The organism is Stenotrophomonas sp. 05L44_2 (assembly GCF_056665995.1).
In genome coordinates this window covers 1-2,925 of the sequence record NZ_JBFTNR010000861.1, presented here as the reverse complement: position 1 = coordinate 2,925, position 2,925 = coordinate 1, and the positions used below count along the sequence as shown (strand labels likewise).

The 2,925-nt window shown below is 68.0% G+C and carries 3 protein-coding genes and 2 pseudogenes; 2 read left to right on the top strand and 3 right to left on the bottom strand.

Annotated elements, in window-relative coordinates; translation table 11 throughout:
• Nucleotides 1-216, bottom strand: a pseudogene (locus AC1VAN_RS21440) (DUF885 domain-containing protein); the annotation flags it as partial.
• A gap of 112 nt (nt 217-328) precedes the next feature.
• On the opposite strand from AC1VAN_RS21440, the gene AC1VAN_RS21435 reads away from it, so the two are divergent.
• Together AC1VAN_RS21435 and AC1VAN_RS21430 are read left to right on the top strand one after the other, a co-directional pair.
• On the top strand, nt 329-685 hold the full coding sequence (locus AC1VAN_RS21435) for a GFA family protein (RefSeq protein ID WP_099783365.1): 357 nt from the start codon (nt 329-331) through the stop codon (nt 683-685).
• Nucleotides 682-1,407 (top strand): annotated as a pseudogene (locus tag AC1VAN_RS21430) (DUF4349 domain-containing protein); the annotation flags it as partial. The gene AC1VAN_RS21435 and the pseudogene AC1VAN_RS21430, both read left to right, overlap by 4 nt.
• A gap of 137 nt (nt 1,408-1,544) precedes the next feature.
• On the opposite strand, the gene AC1VAN_RS21425 reads toward AC1VAN_RS21430, so the two are convergent.
• The gene (locus tag AC1VAN_RS21425; RefSeq protein WP_025877698.1) at nt 1,545-1,838 is read right to left on the bottom strand and encodes a hypothetical protein; all 294 of its coding nucleotides are present in this window, start codon (nt 1,836-1,838) and stop codon (nt 1,545-1,547) included.
• A gap of 69 nt (nt 1,839-1,907) precedes the next feature.
• The gene (locus tag AC1VAN_RS21420) at nt 1,908-2,852 is read right to left on the bottom strand and encodes a LysR substrate-binding domain-containing protein (protein ID WP_049466285.1); all 945 of its coding nucleotides are present in this window, start codon (nt 2,850-2,852) and stop codon (nt 1,908-1,910) included.
• Between the last annotated feature and the right edge of the window lie 73 nt (nt 2,853-2,925).

Here is a 2,925-nt window from a genome sequence, read left to right as displayed (position 1 = left end):
GTCATAGCGGTGGTCGCCGATCTGGGTGGCGCTGACCGGGGACAGCTGCATCCAGGTATCCAGGGCACGCTTGGACAGGTCGGCGAAGGCGGCGTCGACCGCCGCATCTCCGGCCTGCTGGCTGGCGGCCGGGGTGGAACCGCTGGTCGGGGCATCGGCCGGCTGGCAACCGGCGAGGGCGGCGGCGAGGGCGAGGGCAAGAAGATGCGGGCGCATCGGCATTCCTGTACGGGGTCAATCCTCGAGCATAGGCCCCCAGGGCTGCTTTGTCCCCGTGCCATAGGATTACCATGGGCGCATACAAGGACTCTCCAGCGGAGCGCGGGACATGGAATACCAGGGAAGCTGCCATTGCGGCAGGATCGCATTCACCGTGCAGGCCGACGCCCCCATCAAGGACGTCATCGACTGCAACTGTTCGATGTGCCGCCGCCGCGGCAGCCTGCTCTGGTTCGCCCCGCGCGAGGCGTTCCAGCTGGGCACCGATATCGCCGACGTGGCGACCTACCAGTTCAACACCCATAACATTGATCACCATCACTGCCGCGAGTGCGGCACCGCGCCGTACAGCGAGGCGGTGGACCCGCGCAGTGGCCAGCCGATGGTGGCGATCAACGTGCGCTGCCTGCCACAGGTCGAGCTGGGTGGGCTGTCGATCACCGCGTTCGACGGAGCCTCGCGATGACGGCGCCTCGCGTGTGGACGCGCGTGGTTATCGTGCCGGCATTGCTGCTGGCGCTGGCGGCCTGTGCCAAGAACGGTGAGCGAGCGCAGGAGGCCGGCGCAGTCGCTGCCGATGCCGATGCCGCTGTCGCTTCGCCGGAAGGCGCTTTCCTGGCCTACGAGCACGATGTGCAGGTGCAGCTGGAAGCAGCGCAGATCGCCCCGCGCATCCAGCAGGTCGCACAGGCGTGCCAGAACGCAAAGTTCGGTGAGTGCGCGGTGCTGCAGGTGGATCAGCGCAGTGGCGAACAGCCCAGTGGCGAAGTCAAGGTACGCATCGCGCCGAAGGGCGTGGAATCGCTGATCGGCCTGGCCGGCGAGGGCGGCACGCTGCAGGCGCGCAACACGCGTGCCGAGGACCTGGCCCAGCAGGTGGCCGACACCGCGCTGACCAGGGCTCGGCTGGAGAAGGAGCACGCGCGGCTGCTGTCCTACCAGGACCGCGGCGATCTGAAGATCGAGGATCTGATGGCGATCACTACGCGCCTGTCGGAGATCGAGGCGGGGGTGGAGCAGGCCAACAAGGACGCCGCCCAGCAGCGCAGGCGCATTGATACCCAGCTGGTGACCCTGCACTTCGACACGACGTCCGGCCAGCGCAGCCGCAGCGAGATCGGCGAAGCCCTGAGCGAGTCGGGCAGCATTCTCAGCACCAGCGTGGCGTTCCTGATCCGTGCCGTCGCCGACGCCGCAAGCCCTGATCGAACTGCGCCGCGTATTCGCCGGGCATGGCCCGGCGCTACCGGAACAGACGGCGCATGGCCCGGCGTTACCGACGTGCCTCGAGCATCGGGTAGCGCCGGGCCATGCCCGGCGGACGCTCAGCCTTCGTCGGTCTCGTATTCGACGAACACATCCAGTTCCAGTGCCAGTTCCTGCACCGCATCGCGCACTTTCTGCGCGGTGCTCTCGTTGCCTACTTCCACTTCCAGTTCGTGGGTGCCCGGGCCGATGTCGTCGGACAGGCCGGCCGAGCTGGAGTCATCGTCGTCCATGTGCGGCATCAGGTCGTCGGTCTCTTCGACGTGTTCGATGCCTTCCAGGCCGAGCAGCAGGTCGCTGATCGCGCGGGCATCATCTTCGGTTCCGGTAATTCTCAGTCGCAGCAGGGCCATGGCGGAAGCACGTTGTGGGGTTCGCCTGCAGCCTAGCCAGCGCTGGGCAAAGATCGGGTGAGGGCGCAGTCAGCCGGGTGTGCTCGGTCGGCCCAGCAGGCTGTCTGGCAACGCCGGCACCGGCGTGCGCTCATCCGCTGCCTGGCCCAGCAGCCAGTCGATGAACAGCCTTGCGGCGGGGCTGGGCGGCCGCCCTTCGGCATGCACCACGTAATAGGCRTAGCGYGCCTTSAGTGCRGGGCCRGGCAGGCGYACCAGCTCATAGCGCTGCAGGTACGGCTGGGCGACGTGGGTACGCGCCAGCACCGCGCCCATGCCGTACACCGCCGCGCGCATCGCGTCGGTACTGTCGGCAAAGGTGTGCATCGCCGGCAACGGTGACGGCGGACGCACGCCGGCATGGCGGAACCAATCGCGCCAGCCTTGTGGTGACAGATCGCTCAGCAGCGGCAGCTCGGCGATGCGTGCCGGGTCCTGCAGTACTTCGACTCCCGGCAGCGCGGGGGACGCGACGGGAAACAGGTTGTCGTCCATCAGGTGCTGCGCATGCAGTCCGGGCCATTGGCCCAGTCCGTAGCGGATGCCGACCTCCGGGCCGTTCTCGTCGTAACGGTCCAGGCCACTGCCGGTGTGSAGCTCGATGCGGATGTGTGGATGGGCCTGGGTGAAACGCGGTAGCCGTGGCAGCAGCCAGCAGTACGACAGCGAGCGCAGCGTCGCGATCCGCAGCGGCACGCTGTCCGCGTCCGGCTGCAGATGGTGGGCGACGGCGGCGACATCGGTGAACGCCGCGCTGGCGGCGTCGGCCAACTGCCGGCCTTCGGCGGTCAGGCGTACCCCGCGTGCATGGCGCAGGAACAGGCGCGTGGCCAGCACCTCTTCCAGGCGCCGCACATGGTGGCTGACCGCGCTGGCGGTCAGATGCAGTTCCTGCGCGGCCTGGGCGAAGTTCTGATGGCGCGCAGCGACCGCGAAAACGGCCAGGGCGGGAAGCAGGGAAGGGCGTAGCAGCATGTCCGGCCTCAAACCATATTTGTGGCTGGCAGCGATACTACGCGCTTGTGCAGCGGGCGTCTGCGGCTGATCC